At 53.1% G+C, this 12,526-nt stretch carries 14 protein-coding genes; 8 read left to right on the forward strand and 6 right to left on the reverse strand.

Annotation, left to right across the window (positions count from 1 at the left end; genetic code table 11):
- Nucleotides 1-23 precede the first annotated feature (23 nt).
- The 3 genes from MUA00_RS19620 to MUA00_RS19630 all read right to left on the reverse strand — a co-directional run bounded on the left by MUA00_RS19620 (nucleotide 24) and on the right by MUA00_RS19630 (nucleotide 3,140).
- Nucleotides 24-1,358 (reverse strand): MFS transporter, encoded by a 1,335-nt coding sequence (locus tag MUA00_RS19620; RefSeq protein ID WP_271124671.1) that lies wholly within the window; start codon nucleotides 1,356-1,358, stop codon nucleotides 24-26.
- Between the two features lie 59 nt (nucleotides 1,359-1,417).
- Nucleotides 1,418-2,632, reverse strand: a complete 1,215-nt coding sequence (gene rspA / locus MUA00_RS19625) for a starvation-sensing protein RspA (protein WP_271124672.1) — start codon at nucleotides 2,630-2,632, stop codon at nucleotides 1,418-1,420.
- 181 nt (nucleotides 2,633-2,813) lie between these two features.
- Nucleotides 2,814-3,140 carry a YnfA family protein gene (locus MUA00_RS19630; protein ID WP_271124673.1) on the reverse strand — a complete coding sequence of 109 codons (327 nt, stop codon included), beginning with the start codon at nucleotides 3,138-3,140 and terminating at the stop codon, nucleotides 2,814-2,816.
- Nucleotides 3,141-3,251: 111 nt separating this feature from the next.
- On the opposite strand from MUA00_RS19630, the gene MUA00_RS19635 reads away from it, so the two are divergent.
- Nucleotides 3,252-3,602: a DUF1283 family protein gene (locus MUA00_RS19635; RefSeq protein WP_271124674.1), complete on the forward strand. Its 351-nt coding sequence runs from the start codon at nucleotides 3,252-3,254 to the stop codon at nucleotides 3,600-3,602.
- A gap of 63 nt (nucleotides 3,603-3,665) precedes the next feature.
- Nucleotides 3,666-4,223, forward strand: coding sequence for a spermidine N1-acetyltransferase (gene speG / locus MUA00_RS19640; protein WP_271124675.1), 558 nt, complete (start codon nucleotides 3,666-3,668; stop codon nucleotides 4,221-4,223).
- A 26-nt stretch (nucleotides 4,224-4,249) separates the two neighbouring features.
- Here the strand turns inward: speG and MUA00_RS19645 are convergent, their stop codons facing one another.
- A complete protein-coding gene (locus MUA00_RS19645; RefSeq protein WP_271124676.1) occupies nucleotides 4,250-4,960 on the reverse strand; it encodes a YnfC family lipoprotein in 711 nt (236 codons plus the stop codon).
- Between the two features lie 108 nt (nucleotides 4,961-5,068).
- On the opposite strand from MUA00_RS19645, the gene MUA00_RS19650 reads away from it, so the two are divergent.
- The 6 genes from MUA00_RS19650 to osmV all read left to right on the forward strand — a co-directional run bounded on the left by MUA00_RS19650 (nucleotide 5,069) and on the right by osmV (nucleotide 9,952).
- Nucleotides 5,069-5,374, forward strand: coding sequence for a DUF1161 domain-containing protein (locus MUA00_RS19650; protein WP_271124677.1), 306 nt, complete (start codon nucleotides 5,069-5,071; stop codon nucleotides 5,372-5,374).
- A 162-nt stretch (nucleotides 5,375-5,536) separates the two neighbouring features.
- Complete coding sequence (gene dmsD, locus MUA00_RS19655; RefSeq protein WP_271124678.1) at nucleotides 5,537-6,166, forward strand: Tat proofreading chaperone DmsD; 630 nt, start codon at nucleotides 5,537-5,539, stop codon at nucleotides 6,164-6,166.
- Between the two features lie 342 nt (nucleotides 6,167-6,508).
- On the forward strand, nucleotides 6,509-7,225 hold the full coding sequence (osmY, locus tag MUA00_RS19660) for an osmoprotectant ABC transporter permease OsmY (RefSeq protein ID WP_271124679.1): 717 nt from the start codon (nucleotides 6,509-6,511) through the stop codon (nucleotides 7,223-7,225).
- A gap of 19 nt (nucleotides 7,226-7,244) precedes the next feature.
- A complete protein-coding gene (locus MUA00_RS19665; protein WP_271124680.1) occupies nucleotides 7,245-8,150 on the forward strand; it encodes a glycine betaine ABC transporter substrate-binding protein in 906 nt (301 codons plus the stop codon).
- 9 nt (nucleotides 8,151-8,159) lie between these two features.
- Nucleotides 8,160-8,807 carry an osmoprotectant ABC transporter permease OsmW gene (gene osmW / locus MUA00_RS19670; protein WP_271124681.1) on the forward strand — a complete coding sequence of 216 codons (648 nt, stop codon included), beginning with the start codon at nucleotides 8,160-8,162 and terminating at the stop codon, nucleotides 8,805-8,807.
- Nucleotides 8,807-9,952, forward strand: a complete 1,146-nt coding sequence (osmV, locus tag MUA00_RS19675; protein WP_271124682.1) for an osmoprotectant ABC transporter ATP-binding protein OsmV — start codon at nucleotides 8,807-8,809, stop codon at nucleotides 9,950-9,952. Before osmW ends, osmV begins: the two co-directional genes overlap by 1 nt.
- 43 nt (nucleotides 9,953-9,995) lie before the next feature.
- Here the strand turns inward: osmV and hisD are convergent, their stop codons facing one another.
- Nucleotides 9,996-11,303 (reverse strand): histidinol dehydrogenase, encoded by a 1,308-nt coding sequence (gene hisD, locus MUA00_RS19680; protein WP_271124683.1) that lies wholly within the window; start codon nucleotides 11,301-11,303, stop codon nucleotides 9,996-9,998.
- A 3-nt stretch (nucleotides 11,304-11,306) separates the two neighbouring features.
- Complete coding sequence (locus MUA00_RS19685) at nucleotides 11,307-12,446, reverse strand: nuclear transport factor 2 family protein (protein WP_271124684.1); 1,140 nt, start codon at nucleotides 12,444-12,446, stop codon at nucleotides 11,307-11,309.
- Between the last annotated feature and the right edge of the window lie 80 nt (nucleotides 12,447-12,526).

The raw sequence follows: 12,526 nt of genomic DNA on the forward strand, positions 1-12,526 counted from the left end.
GGGTGAAAATCCAGCCTGATGAATTAATGCTTTTGCCATTGCTGGTATTCTTTTTTCAGCCGCAGCGGCGCTGTTTCCGGCATCATAAGAAGACCAATGATTGATATAATGCCCAGCACAATGACATAGGTAGCCAGGCCATAATAATGTCCGCCGGTCATCTGCAATATTTTCACAGCAACCAGCCCCAGAATTCCGCTGCCGATTAACGACCCCACCTGCCAGATTACTGCGATACCGCTACAGCGAATATGCGTCGGGAATAGCTCCGGGAAATAAGACGCCTGCGGCGCGTAGCACATGCTGTGACCGATACTGAGCACCAGAATCATTACCAGTTGCGTTAACCAGAAGCTGTCCTGGTTAATTGCAAGGAAGAACGGCACAATCATCACTACCTGTAATAAAGCGCCGAATATATAAACAGGCTTGCGGCCGATCTTGTCACAAAGCGCGCCCATGAACGGAATCGTTATTATTTCCAGGATAATAGCGACGATCATGGTTTCCATTAAAATATTGGCGTCCAGATTATTCGCTTTACCGTATGCCAGAACAATAACGGTGAACATGGCAAAGGTGCAGGCTTCGATTAATTTCGCACAGACGCCTTTGATAACGATCCCCGGGAAATCGCGGATAACCTCCACTAACGGACGTGATTCTTCGGCTTTGGTTTCGCGAATTTGCGCAAATACCGGCGACTCGTCAATTTTCAGGCGGATAAATAATCCGACGATCACTAATAAGAGGCTCAGCAGGAACGGGATTCGCCAGCCATAATCCATCATCGCTTCCGGAGATAATGTGGCATTCAGCAAGGCAAACAGCGCCAGCGGCAATAAAAAGCCTACGGGGGCGCCAATCTGTACCCAACTGGCAAAAAAACCACGCCGCGAGGGAACGGAATATTCGGCGGTCATTAATACGGCTCCCGCCTGTTCTCCCCCTACTCCGAATCCTTGCAGAACGCGGATGAAAATTAAAAGAATCGGCGCCCAGATGCCTATTTTTTCATAGGTGGGTAAAAGCCCGATGCAGAATGTCCCCAGGCCTACAATCAGAATGGTGATGACCAGCGCTTTTTTCCGCCCGACTTTATCGCCGATATGTCCGAATACAATTCCGCCTAACGGACGGGCGAGAAAACCAACTGCGTAAGTCGCAAAGGCGGCAAGCGTGCTGATTAACGGGTCTTCGCTGGGGAAGAATAGATGCCCAAAAAAGAGGACGGCAGCGGTGCCATAAGCAAAGAAGTCATAGTATTCAGCCGCGGTACCGATTGCAGATGCCGAAGCGACACGTCTGATAACTGGCGTATTATCCACTTCATTTTTTACATCAACTGAACTGACCATCACATCTCCTTTATTTATAGGGTTAATTTGACCACCGTCCCTTGGGTATTTTTATTCGCTTACCAGTTCCACAGCGTGCCATCTTCCAGGCGGGCTACGGGCAGGTAAGCGGGTTCATACGGATATTTCGCCGCCAGCTTTTCATCAAACTCGATGCCGAGGCCTGGTTTATCGCCCGGATGCATATAGCCGTTATCAAACGTCCAGTTATGCGGGAAGACTTCCAGCATTTGCTCGGAATAGCCCATATATTCCTGTACGCCAAAGTTTGGCACCCACAGGTCGAAGTGCAGCGCAGCCGCCATGCAAACCGGGGAAAGATCGGAAGGCCCGTGAGAACCCGTGCGAACCTGATAAAGCGAAGCGAAATCCGCGATGCGGCGCATTCCGGTAATGCCGCCCGCGTGGGTAATGGTGGTGCGGATATAGTCGATGAGCTGCTCTTCAATGAGCTGTTTGCAGTCCCAGATGCTGTTAAAGACTTCGCCTACGGCGATTGGCGTGACGGTGTGCTGACGAATTAAACGGAAGCATTCCTGGTTTTCGGCAGGCGTCGGATCTTCCATCCAGAACAGACGATGCTCTTCAACGCTTTTGCCGAAGCGCGCCGCTTCAATCGGCGTCAGGCGATGGTGCATGTCGTGTAGCAGATGCTCGTTAAAACCAAATTTGCTGCGCACCGCCTCGAACAGTTTTGGTGTGAAATCGAGATATTTTTCGGTGGACCACAACTGCTCTTCCGGCCAGTGCCCTTTTGTGGCTGGTTCATAGGCAAGCCCCTTGCCTTTTGACATACCGTAAGTCGTTTTCATCCCCGGTACGCCGCACTGTACGCGAATCGCTTTGAAGCCCATCTCTTTATGACGCGCATAATCTTCAAGCACATCATCAATGGAGTGCCCGGTTGTATGGCAGTAAACCATAACTCCCTCACGGGATGCGCCGCCAAGAAGCTGATACAGCGGCATGCCCGCGGCCTTCGCTTTAATGTCCCAAAGCGCCATATCCACCGCTGAAATAGCGGACATAGTTACCGGCCCACGACGCCAGTAGGCGCCTTTGTAAAAGAACTGCCAGATATCTTCGATGCGATGCGCATCACGACCAATCAATTGCGGGCAAACATGATCTTCCAGGTAAGAAGCCACCGGCAATTCACGGCCGTTTAAAGTGGCATCGCCAAGCCCCGTCAGCCCTTCGTCGGTGGTGATTTTCAGCGTGACAAAATTACGCCCGGGACAAGTAACAAACACTTCTGCCTTAACAATTTTCATTCTGCTTTCCTTACTGCGGATGATTTCCAGGATCGACAATGACGATGAAATTACATCTGACCAAACTACCATACAAGTATATTTAAATGATTTTGACGGACTGAGTCACATTTTGAATGTGACTTTTGCAAAGGAAAGGAGGGAAAACGAGAATCAGGAAGGTATCCGGGACGCTACGAAATCAAGCGCGCCCCCATCCGGCAACGATGATTAGCATGCCGCAGAAGGCGACGGCGGCCCCAAGCCAGTCGTACATGCTCAGTTTGACGCCGTCAACAAAGCGCAGCCAAAGCAGCGCGGTAACAACATACACGCCGCCATAAGCCGCATAAACCCGGCCGCTGGCGGCAGGATGAAGCGTTAAAAGCCAGACAAATATCGCCAGCGAACACGCCGCGGGCAGCAGCAATAACGGCGAGCCATTACGTTTAAGCCACAGCCAGGGCAAGAAACAGCCGATTATTTCGGCAAGCGCGGTCGCAAAAAACAGCAAGGTTGTTTTGATCATATTGAACTATATCTGGGATAATATCGGCTAACAGGCGCACCCAATGGCGCACACGGTTTGCAATGGTAATATTAAAGGTGAAGTCGTGCTTCACCCTAAAAGGAAACTGCAATGAACACAATCCTTCACAAACGTTTTACGCAGGCTCTTTTGCCTATGGCGTTACTGCTAAGCGCGTTCGCGTTGACCCAACCGGCTCATGCTGAAACAAGCAAACTGATTATCGAGTCCGGGGACAACGCGCAAACTCGCCAGCATGCCGCGATGGAAAAAGAACAATGGAATGATACGCGCTCCCTGCGTCAGAAGGTCAATAAACGCGTTGAAAAAGAGTGGGATAAAGACGATGCGGCTTTTGATGCCCGCGATAACTGCCAGCAAAGCGCCAACCTGAATGCTTACTGGGAGCCAAATACCCTGCGCTGCCTGGACCGCCGTACCGGTCGCGTTGTAGCACCTTAATCTGCGCAGTAATCCGATAAGGCTTCTCCCGCAGAAGCCTTTGTCATCCCGAAAGGAATCAACATGAGTAACGAACTCAACATTAAACTTCGCCCGCTTGAACGCGAAGATCTTCGTTTCGTCCATCAGCTTGATAATAACGCCAGCGTAATGCGCTACTGGTTTGAAGAGCCGTACGAGGCCTTCGTGGAGCTTTCGGATCTGTACGACAAGCACATTCATGATCAAAGCGAACGCCGCTTTGTGGTGCAGTGTAACGGCGACAGAGCGGGCCTTGTGGAGCTGGTAGAGATTAACCACGTTCACCGGCGTGCCGAGTTCCAGATAATTATTTCTCCGGATTATCAGGGAAAAGGCCTGGCATCACGCGCCGCGAAACTCGCGATGGATTACGGATTTTCCGTGCTAAACCTCTACAAGCTTTATTTAATCGTTGATAAAGAGAACGAAAAAGCCATCCACATCTATAAGAAACTGGGTTTTATGGTGGAGGGCGAATTAATCCACGAGTTCTTTATTAACGGCGAATACCGTAACACGATTCGCATGTGTATTTTCCAGCGGCAGTATCTGGATACGCACAGAACGCCGGGCACAATTTTGAAGCCGACGGCGCAGTAGAACCGGCAGCGCCAGCCCAAAGCCCATCAATAATAATCAATAGTATTTTTAATGGAAAAACGCATGCTGGCCGGTGGAGTGGCGCTGTCGTCGGTGATGTTCAGCGTGCAGGAGACCGGATTAAAATGGCCGTCGTAATCACAGGATTGTATTGTTTTCACGATCGGCTTTTCGTTTAAGGTGCTGGTTGCCGTGTAATCAAGCTTCTTTTTTTTGTCGCTACCGCTTTTTGTCGTCACCGCAAGCGTTGATTCTTTCGCCCTGGTGGTCTTGCCTGTCGGATAGCCTTCGGCGTCGTAGCTGTATTCGGCTGAAACGTCTTTACCGCGAGCCCTCACCACAAAGCCGTTATCATCGGTATCGTAAATCACCGCAGCGGCAGGCAGCTCCGCTAGCTGGCATTTTCCCTGCAGCCTGATGCGTTTTTCGCGGCTTACCGCATCCAGATAATAATTGGCGTCAAGCACAAGCGTCGCGCCGGTGTTGCTCTCGATATCGTGGAATTCAAGCGTATCAAAACAGCCTTCCGCCGACATGGCGCCCACAACGCGTTTAAGCACCTCGCCCTTCTCATTCATCAGCGTCTGGCTGAAGTTTTTCACCGGGCCGCGCAGCGGATCAAAATCAAATTCATTGGAGAAACTGGCCATTTCCGGCGTAAAAGCCTGGGGAGCATCCGGCTTATCACACCCGGCAAGACACGCCGCCAGCGCGCTAAGGATAATGATTTTCTTCACGTTAGTTCTGTTCCCGTCTTGAAATGTCCTGACATGATATAAGCAAATACAGTTATTTACACCAGAAGTACTATCCTTAGAGAACATCCTCAATATAAGGAAGAGACGATGAAACGATCCGTTTGGGTAACCGCGCTGCTGTTAATGGCTTCCACGCCAGTGCTGGCGGCGCAGACTTCTTGCGACAAAGTTAAGGCCGACATTGAGCAAAAGATAATCAACAATGGCGTGCCCGAATCGGGCTTTACGCTGACGATTGTGCCAAACGATCAGGCTGATAAACCTGATGCGCAGGTTGTGGGGCACTGCGGCAACGACACGCAGAAAATCCTCTATAGCCGCACCAGCAGCGGAAATGAAGCGGCAGGCAACAGCGCCACGCAAGACGCTCCGCAAAACGAACAGCAACAGTAATCAACGGGGCGCTCCTTGCGCCCTGTTTTTTACCTGAGCTTCTCTTTGCTTATCGCTCCGTTATTGACGAGCGTTAATAAGTCACTCCCCCGAATAAGTACAATTCTGCCCACGAGATGCCCCAAAATGTAATCATTGCGGGTTAAAAACAAGGTAGAAAAGATGTCATCACAAAATTCAACAAGGCTTGCGACTATCGCTCTGACGGGGCGCGTTCTGGGCGTGCTGTATCGTCAGAGTCCGCAAAGTCAGGATGCGGCGCCGCTTTATGCCACCCTTGCGAATACGGCCTGGGCCGCCCAGTGGCCGGTGCAATCCGTTGAACTGACCGAAATAGCCCAACGCATGGCAGACGGCATAGCACATTCGCAAGAATCCCTTAACGAAGCTTATCAACGTTTGTTCATTGGGCCGTATGCGTTGCCTGCTGCGCCCTGGGGGTCCGTCTATCTCGATAAAGAAAACGTGCTGTTTGGCGATTCCATGCTGGAGCTGCGCCAGTGGATGCGCGAAAACGGCATCGCCCACCAGACGGAACAAAACGAGCCGGACGATCATATCGGCACGCTGTTAATGTTGGCCGCATGGCTTGCCGAGCAAGGCCATCAGCAACGCGTCGATGAACTGCTCGCCCGGCATCTTCTGCCTTGGGCCGGGCGTTTCCTCGAACTGTTTACGCAAAAAGCCGCGCATCCCTTTTATCAGGGCCTGGGCGAGCTAACTCGCCTGACGCTTGCCGGCTGGCGCGAAGGCTTGTTGGTGCCGGTTGCCGGTAAAGAGCTTTATTACTAAGAATCTTAGGAAGGGTGGATAGCGCGCCTGCTTATCCGCCACTTTTCTCTCCCCGCACCGCCGTTCTTTGTGTCACTCTTTATCGCAAAAAGTTACACCGTAACCCGTCCATATCTTTTTTAAGACAATTCTTTACGATGCGCACGCAGGCGAGGCGCTATAAGGCCCGCCAATAATTCACCCCGTGAATCATTAGCCACTCAATGATTGCGCCGGGTGGAATCATTCCCGCTGCATTGCTATAGCTTTCAACACCCTGCCGACACAAGGCATAACAACAGGCGACCTTTGGTGGCTTTATCTAAGGTGGCTATAACGCGTGCAACAGGGAGACACACCGCAATGCAAAACGCATCCTTCGTAAAACGTGCCCTTTTGGGCGCCCTGGCGCTTTTCGTGGTGCTCGGGCTGCTGGTCTGGGGCATCGGACCGGAAACCATTAAGGCGCGGCAAGTAGATTTACTTTATCTCGGACAACAGCATCTGATTCTGGTCTTCAGTTCAATGGCGCTGGCGCTGCTGGTCGGTATTCCGAGCGGCATTCTGCTTAGCCGTCCAGCGGCGCGTCGCTGGGCTGAATACGTTATGCAGATCTTTAACGTGGGCAATACGCTGCCGCCGCTGGCGGTTCTGGCGCTGGCGATGGTCATTATCGGCATTGGCGACAAACCGGCCATTATCGCCCTGTTCCTGGCTTCTTTACTGCCCATCGTGCGCAACACCTACGCCGGACTCTGCGGCGTTCCTCCGGCGCTGATTGAAGCGGCAAACGGCATTGGCATGACCAAAGGGCAACGTCTGCGTCAGGTAGAACTGCCAAACGCCTGGCCGGTGATTCTCTCGGGCATTCGCATTGCCACGGCAATCAACGTGGGTACCGCGCCGCTTGCCTTCCTGATTGGGGCGAGCAGCTACGGCGAACTTATCTTCCCCGGCATTTATTTGAATGATTTCCCAACGCTGATTCTTGGCGCGGCGGCGACCGCTCTGTTTGCTCTGATTCTTGATGTCGCGCTGGCCGGGCTGGGGCGCGTTTTAAGCCCGCACGTCGCGAAATAACAACAATAAGGAGCGTTGAATGAAACAGTTTACACGTCTGCTGACCGCCCTTGCGGCCGCCACGACGCTGCTGGCAGGTGCTGCTCAGGCTGAGCCTATCGTGTTCGCCACCAAAGGTTTTACCGAGCAGCACATTCTCTCGGCGATGACCACCCAGTATCTGCGCAAAAAAGGCTTCCAGATAACACCAAAAACTAATATTGCGGCAGTGATTTCCCGCAATGCCATGGTCAATAAACAAATCGATATGACCTGGGAATACACCGGCACGTCGCTGATTATCTACAACCATATCAATCAGCGTATGACGCCGCAGGAATCTTATGAAACGGTGAAAAAGCTGGATGCCAAACTGGGTCTGGTGTGGCTTAAGCCTGCGAACATGAACAACACCTACGCCTTTGCGATGCAGCGTAAGCGTGCCGAAGAAGAAAATATCAACACCATGTCGGAGCTGGCGGCGAAAATTGAACATATTCGTCAAACCGAGCCGAAGAAGAACTGGATGTTAGGTCTGGATCTGGAGTTCTCCGGGCGTAGCGACGGTATGAAGCCCTTACAGGAGGCCTACAACATGCCGCTGGACAGACCGCAAATCCGCCAGATGGACCCCGGCCTTGTTTATAACGCGGTGCGAGATGGGTTTGTCGATGCGGGCCTGGTTTATACCACCGACGGGCGGGTTAAAGGCTTCGATTTAAAAGTGCTGGAAGATGATAAGGGCTTCTTCCCGAGCTATGCGGTGACCCCCGTGGTGCGCAAAGAAACCCTGGCCGCAAACCCCGGGCTTGAAGAGGCAATGAATACCCTCTCCGGCCTGCTGAACAACGACGTGATTTCTACGCTGAACGCCAAAGTAGATATCGACCATGAATCCCCGCAGCAGGTCGCCCGCGAGTTCCTGCAGCAAAAAGGCTTGCTCTAAGGAGGCATCATGGACACGTTGCATTACATGATTGATAACGCCGGTTATCTCGGCAGCCTGACGCTTCAGCACCTGCTGCTGGTATTGATGGCGGTAGGTCTGGCGATTGTTATCGGCGTCCCGCTTGGGATTTTGATTGTCCGCCATAAATGGCTGGCGACGCCGGTACTGGGCATCGCCACCATCGTGCTGACTATTCCGTCTATCGCGCTGTTCGGCCTGATGATCCCGCTGTTTTCGATGATCGGGCAAGGAATTGGCGTGCTGCCAGCTATCACCGCCGTCTTTTTATATTCCCTGCTGCCGATTGTGCGCAACACGCATACCGCGCTGGACAGTATTCCGCCAGGGCTGCGTGAAGCAGGCCGCGGGATCGGCATGACCTTCTGGCAGCGTCTGCGCTGGGTTGAAATCCCAATGGCTCTGCCGGTGATTTTTGGCGGTATTCGCACGGCGGTAGTAATGAATATCGGCGTGATGGCCATCGCCGCGGTTATCGGCGCGGGCGGCCTGGGCCTGTTGTTGCTTAATGGTATCGGCGGCAGCGACATCCGCATGCTGATTGCCGGCGCCATCATGATTTGTGTTTTAGCGATTGTACTGGACTGGCTGCTGCATCGCCTGCAATTGGTCCTGACACCGAAGGGGATTCGATAATGATAAAACTGGAAAATCTCACCAAACAGTTCGTTCAAAAAAATGGTCAGACTTTTAACGCGGTTGATAATGTCAGCCTGAACGTACCCGAAGGCGAAATGTGCGTACTGCTCGGCCCTTCCGGCTGCGGGAAAACCACCACGCTTAAGATGATAAACCGTCTGATTGCGCCAAGCAGCGGCAACATCCTGATTAACGGTAAGAACACCAACGAACTCGATACCGTGACGCTGCGCCGCAACATTGGCTACGTTATCCAGCAAATCGGCCTGTTCCCGAACATGACGATTGAGGAGAACATTACGGTTGTGCCGCGCATGCTGGGTTGGGAAAAGGCTCGCTGTAAAGAGCGCGCCGCCGAGTTGATGAGCATGGTCGCGCTGGACCCGACCAAATATATGAATCGCTACCCGCGAGAACTGTCCGGCGGGCAGCAGCAGCGTATCGGCGTGATCCGCGCTCTGGCCGCCGATCCTCCGGTTTTGCTGATGGATGAGCCTTTTGGCGCGGTTGACCCGATTAACCGCGAAGTCATTCAGAATGAGTTTCTGGATATGCAGCGCCAGTTGAAGAAAACCGTCATGCTGGTAAGCCACGACATCGACGAGGCGCTCAAGCTGGGCGACCGTATCGCCGTCTTCCGTCAGGGTAAAATTATCCAGTGCGCAAGCCCGGATGAACTGCTGGCGAAACCGGCGAACGAATTTGTGGGTTCGTTTGTCGGCCAGGATCGCACGCTGAAACGTCTGCTGCTGGTGCAGGCAGGCGACGTTACCGATCAGCAACCGACCATTACGGCGCGTGAATCCACCCCGCTGCCGGAAGCTTTTGCCACCATGGACGACAACGATATGCGTTCGATTACGGTAGTAGACAGCGAGGGCAAACCGCTGGGCTTTGTGAAACGCCGGGAAGCGCGCGGCGCGACGGGAGTCTGCGCAGAGATGCTGCATCCGTTCCGCATTACCGGGCGTGCGGAGGAAAACCTGCGTATCGTGCTGTCAAAGCTTTACGAACACAACATGGTCTGGATGCCGATTACGGATGAAGAAGGACGTTACAGCGGTGAAATCTCGCAAGATTATATTGCCGACTACCTCAGCTCGGGCAAAACGCGCCGCGTGCTGAATATTCATCAGCCATAAAATGCAAACCCATACTCATGCAATGAGTATGGGTTTTTCTCTGTTAATCCCGCGCGCCACCCGTTATTGCAGCAATCTCCTCCGGGCGTAAACGGATTTCCGCTGCGCGACGATGCGCCTGCATCCCTTCCGTACGGCTCTGGCGAACGGCTGGCTCAGCGACGGCCGCAATGCCATGATCGTCAATCCACTGATGAGTACAAATTTTCACATAAGCCCCCACCCACAGCCCGCCGGTGTAACGCGCTGCGGCCATGGTCGGCAGCGTGTGGTTGGTGCCGCAGCATTTATCCGAGAACACCACGCTTGCATTCTGGCCGATAAACAGCGAGCCGTAATGACGAATTTTGCTGGCGGTCGCGTGCGGGTCACGGGTATGCACCTGCAGATGCTCCGTTGCCATATGATCGGCCCAGGCGATAAGCTGCGCCTCATCGCGACACACCACGATTTCGCCCTGACGACGCCATGCTTCTCCGGCAGTCGCCGCAGTCGGCAAGTTTCCAAGCTGGCGTTCAATTTCAGACAGCGTTTCATCCGCAATGCGCTGACTGGTCGTCGCCATCCCAACACGGGTGTGGACGTCATGCTCCGCCTGCGCCAGCAGGTCGGCGGCCAGCATTTGCGGGTTTGCGCTGTCATCGGCAACCACGTAGATCTCGCTTGGCCCGGCAAGCGCATCAATGCCGACTTTACCAAACACCTGCCGTTTGGCTTCGTTAACGAAGGCATTGCCCGGTCCGACAATTTTATCCACCGCTGGAATGGATTCAGTGCCCCATGCCATAGCGGCAATAGCCTGCGCGCCTCCCACTTTGAAAATGCGATGGGCTCCCGCAAGGTGACAAACAGCAATCATTGCTGGATGTGCGCCCGGCGGCAGACAGGCGATGATTTCATCACAACCCGCCACCACAGCCGGAACTATCGACATAACTGGCGCAGACAGGATGGGATAACGCCCGCCTGGCACATAGCAGCCAACTTTTTGAATCGGGATAATGCGGTGTCCAAGATGCACGCCGGGCAGCGTTTCCACTTCCAGCGGTTTCATGGTGGCAAACTGCGCCTGGGCAAAACGTTTCACCTGAGCGATGGCGAATTCGCTGTCTTTCCGGGTCTGCGGGTCGAGGTCTGCCAGCGCAGCGGCAATTTCGCTCCCGGAAACCTCAAAATTCTCCGGCACGGTTTTGTCGAACTTTGCTGAGAAATCGCGCAGCGCGGCGTCACCCTGCGCCTTTACCTGGTCGATAATAGCGCTGACTTTGTCCGTTAGCGCCAGGTCTGCCTGGGTATCCTGGCCCTGCGGGCGCTTAATAAATTGCACGTCACCTTCGTTAATCGCGCTCATGACCTACTCTCCCATTTGACCCAGTTTAATTTGCGCAAGCATTGCCAGATGATCGTAAACCACCCATTCGTCGACGATTTTGCCGTTCACGATGTGGTAATGAGACATCCCCATAACGAACAGACGCTCGCCGGTAGGTTTACCCAGCTCGCCGTAGCCCAAATGATGACCTTCCATAATCCAGCGCACCGCGACTTTAGTGCCGCCTTCTTCACAAGGATTTGAGCAAACATGCTGTGGCATCCATGCGCCATCCGGGATCATGCCGATCAGGGCGAGCGTCTGATGGATAACCGCCGCCTGGCCGTACAGCTCTTTCATTAACGGGCCGTGCCACTGCACGTTGGTCGCGTAAACGTCCTTAATTTTGCCCAGCATGCGGCGGTTGTAGATTTCGTGCAGCCAGCGCAGGCACTGTTCTTCGATATCGGTATGCGCGATGGAAACGTCACATTCCATTTCCGGCGGGTATTGCCCAACCATGCGGCGGTTTTCACCGATATCCGTCACGCGGAAGCCTTTATCAAACTGCTCTTTCGCCATGTTGTAAGCCACCGCATCGGTATCAAGCCCGAGCTGCTTCATCATGGACATATTGTCGCTGACCACCCACTCACGATAAATTTTATTCTCGTGGATCATGCAATCCGCCACGGTGCGGGTAACAAAAGTGCGGTTTGTCGGTTTACCAAGGTGGCTGTATTGGGTATGGCGGCCGCTTCCGGTGACCAGATGCGACGTATAAAAGCCATCCACGTCATTGCCGTTCCAGATAACCTGGGTCGCCATTCCACGACGTTCAGGGAAGGCAATCAATCGTTGCAGGGTATCCTGCACCACCTGCTCGCGGTTATACATGGTGCCCAGCGCGTTATATAAAACGCAGTTATGCGTGTAATGTGTATAAATTAACCCAACGTCACGTTCATCCCATATTTTATGCGTGCAGCGAACAATATAATCGACAATATCGGTATAACAATCATCAAAGCCTCTTAACGACTGAACTCGCGGCCGTTTTTCGGGAACCAGATCGATAAAATCGCGGCGCTCCACCTGTAATACAGGATCGTCACGGGTAGATTTCGCACTGGTTTTTTCAGAAACTACCGGCGTTTTATTTGTCGCTTCAGTTGAAGACATATAACCTCCTGCGTTCGATTGGCGTACCGGGAAATACCCGGCACATAGTATTTAGGGTTGTAGGTAACCCTCACCTGTAA

It is taken from the genome of Dryocola boscaweniae (assembly GCF_025215095.1).
Classification (GTDB): Bacteria; Pseudomonadota; Gammaproteobacteria; order Enterobacterales; family Enterobacteriaceae; genus Dryocola; species Dryocola boscaweniae.